At 60.8% G+C, this 2,721-nt stretch carries 4 protein-coding genes and 1 pseudogene; 1 reads left to right on the top strand and 4 read right to left on the bottom strand.

What is annotated here, in order from left to right; genetic code table 11:
* The 4 genes and pseudogenes from EOA29_RS31930 to EOA29_RS31915 all read right to left on the bottom strand — a co-directional run.
* A pseudogene (locus EOA29_RS31930) lies at nucleotides 1–575 on the bottom strand (VirB4 family type IV secretion system protein); the annotation flags it as partial.
* A complete protein-coding gene (locus tag EOA29_RS31925) occupies nucleotides 572–865 on the bottom strand; it encodes a VirB3 family type IV secretion system protein (RefSeq protein WP_095488713.1) in 294 nt (97 codons plus the stop codon). The pseudogene EOA29_RS31930 and the gene EOA29_RS31925, both read right to left, overlap by 4 nt.
* 3 nt (nucleotides 866–868) lie before the next feature.
* Nucleotides 869–1,144, bottom strand: a complete 276-nt coding sequence (locus tag EOA29_RS31920) for a TrbC/VirB2 family protein (protein ID WP_210213194.1) — start codon at nucleotides 1,142–1,144, stop codon at nucleotides 869–871.
* 57 nt (nucleotides 1,145–1,201) lie between these two features.
* The gene (locus EOA29_RS31915; RefSeq protein ID WP_189479051.1) at nucleotides 1,202–1,837 is read right to left on the bottom strand and encodes a lytic transglycosylase domain-containing protein; all 636 of its coding nucleotides are present in this window, start codon (nucleotides 1,835–1,837) and stop codon (nucleotides 1,202–1,204) included.
* A gap of 130 nt (nucleotides 1,838–1,967) precedes the next feature.
* Here EOA29_RS31915 and EOA29_RS31910 point away from each other — a divergent pair, with 130 nt between their 5' ends.
* Complete coding sequence (locus EOA29_RS31910) at nucleotides 1,968–2,588, top strand: hypothetical protein (RefSeq protein WP_127222113.1); 621 nt, start codon at nucleotides 1,968–1,970, stop codon at nucleotides 2,586–2,588.
* Nucleotides 2,589–2,721 lie beyond the last annotated feature (133 nt).

Raw genomic sequence — 2,721 nt, 5'->3', positions numbered from 1 at the left:
ACGCGGGCGCGTCGCATCACCACGCCCAGGAGCCGCGCGCCATAGGCGGAAAAGTCCTTGGTGACGCCATTGAGGACATCGTGCAATTCGGCCATGGCCTCTTCACGTGTCTCTTCGCCGGCCGTGCTGATGCGGAACGCGTTGAGCGCCTTGTCGACCCAGCCGACGCGCCCGACCATCGGGCGGCGGATGAGCGTCAGGAAAGCCTCGTTGACGAACAGGTTCTTCGAGCCCAACTCGTCCATGTAGCGGGCATCGAGCTCCGCCACGAAAGGGTTTTCGAAATCTCCTTCGATCTCTGGCGTCACATGACGCCGAATGATGGTTGCGTAGGCGGCAAAACGGGACGTGGAGAGGTTGCGGAATGTCGTGTTGCGATTGAACATGCGGTTGTTGAGCTCTGCCTGATCCATTGTCTGGAAGGGCAGGCCGCTGAGCTGAATGACGCCGAGCAGAAAGCCGCTTTTGGCGACCACCAAATTGTCGTCGACGTGGCGCAAATAGGGGACATGGCCCTCGACAGGCTTTTCCCGTTTGCGCGCTTTTGCGAATTTCAGGTCGGCGTTCACGCTCACGGCGAATAGCTCCTCGCGCCCCAAAAGCCCGAGTTTGCGACCGCGTCCCGTTTCGACAGTCGGCGTTCGACTATGTGGAAGATGTACGGGTCGCGCTGGCAAAGATAGGCGCTGATCAAATGCGTCGCGCTGAATAGACCGAGGCCGAGCGTGAAGCTGCTGGTCGCGATGAATCCGATGACGGCAGCCATGCCGTTGAGCGCGAACACCTCGTAGCGCACACCCCATTTCATCGGCGGGCGCGTTAGAGGCAGGCTGACCGGCTCGACATAGACCTCTTCGTCCTCCATCGGTCACGCGCCTCCAGCGGTGGACCGGATGGAATCGACCAGAGCTGCGGCGCCAAACACCAGAGCGATACCGATGATGATGGAAAGCGCCATCATCCACACCAGTCTGCCGGTCATGGCGAGGAAGCCGAGAAAGCAAACCGCTATGATCCCGAAAGATCGGGCAATGCTGCCTTGCAGCACACCGACGAACCATTCCAGCACGCCCTCGACCGGGGCGGCCGACTGCGCGTATGCGCTCGCCGGTGCGAGCGCCATGCCGATCGCCGCGGCGGCCATAAACTGGACGGCGAATTTACCCGCCTTTTTATAATCCATCCTCGTCTCACTCCTAATTCAGTTGCCAAAATCCATGACGTGTCCGTCTTGCCAGGCGACGCCATCGACCGCGCCGGTCGCGGTGGCGTGATGATCGTCAACAGGGTTGCGAGTGGGAGCCTTGATCAGCTTGCCGAGCTTCCAGCGATTGAGCACTTTGACCACGTATTTCGTGGTTTCGTCGTTCACCGGGATGCCGTTGGCTTTGTAAACGTTCTGCTCGCCTGCATTGTAGGCCGCCGACATCAGCAGCGGATCCTGGAACTCGTCATAAAGCGCTTTCAGATAGCGGACGCCGGCACGGATATTGGCTTTCGCGTCGCATCTCTCGGCCACACCAAGGCGCGACGCTGTCGCCGGCATGAGCTGCATGATGCCGAGAGCGCCCGCGCGGGACGGCCCTTGATTGCCGCCCATGTCGCTTTCTGCCCAGGCAACCGCCTCGCTCAGATCGGGATCGAAGCCCTCTTCTTCGGCGACCTGGCGCACCAAGGCCGCGGCCCGCCTGCGATCCGTCGGCGCACACCCGCCGCCAATCGTCGATCCGTGATCAGCATCGGAAAAGGTCGAAACCACCGGGCGGGCCGGCAGAGCAAATGCCGCAGCGATGCGCGTCGAGTTCGTCTTGTCCGCATGTGCGCCGAATGGCGCCATGACGGCAGAGAGAGAAAGCGCAAGCGCGATTCGGTTTTTCATTGCGCTACCGATTTTGACATTTTACTATGGGTACATGGAGCCAAAGTAAAGTGTCAATATGAGAAGCAGGATCGAGGCCAATTTTCCGATGAAGCAGTTTTTCTTCCTCGCGGCATTGTTGCTCCACAGCACCGTCCTAGGCGCCGCCGATCTGGGCACGAACGAGCCGCGTCCGTTCGAGCAGCCGTCGACCGCGTATCTGCAGAAGTTCGCCAAACCTGGCGAAAAGACCTTCGTCTACGAGCGCTACGACGCACGCGGAGGCCTTTTTCAGCGCGACCTAACAGCGCTAGCTAAGCCGGTGGAGATCAAGTCCGCGACCGAACGCGTCATCAACGGCGTCACCTATAGGCTGCGGGGCCTCGCGGCCTGTCCGAAGCCCAAGATCACCTACAAGGCTGAGGAGTGGGATTGCACGAAGGCCGTGCGGGACTACGACGAGGCCGTCTATAACACCCGCGCATCCGTCGTGTTGTGCAAGACGCTGGTCCTCAAAAGCCAGCCCGGCGTTCCGGACGCGGTTTCGTGCTTTGCGCTCGTCGGGGCTGGCAATGCCAATGACCCGTATTCGGTCGCTTATGACGACGATTCCATGGTCTTCTTCGACATGGCCGCGATCGGCCGCAACCAGGACGGCAGGTCCCTGCGGCCGGATCTCGAACATGCCTCCGATCTCGGCAAACAGTTCCAGACCGATGAAGCGAACTAGCCTCGCTGCGTTTATCACATTCGCAACCGCCCACGCCGTGGGCGCCGAAGGCGCCGCGCCGCCAAACGCGACAGCCACTCCCTTCCTCGTGTCGAAAAGCGTCGAACTGCTGACAGGAGATACGTGGCAGGAC

The sequence above is a fragment of the Mesorhizobium sp. M1E.F.Ca.ET.063.01.1.1 genome (genome assembly GCF_003998155.1).
Lineage (GTDB): Bacteria > Pseudomonadota > Alphaproteobacteria > Rhizobiales > Rhizobiaceae > Mesorhizobium.
The sequence above is the reverse complement of the archived record's forward strand: the minus strand, read 5'-3'. Positions and strand labels throughout refer to the sequence as shown.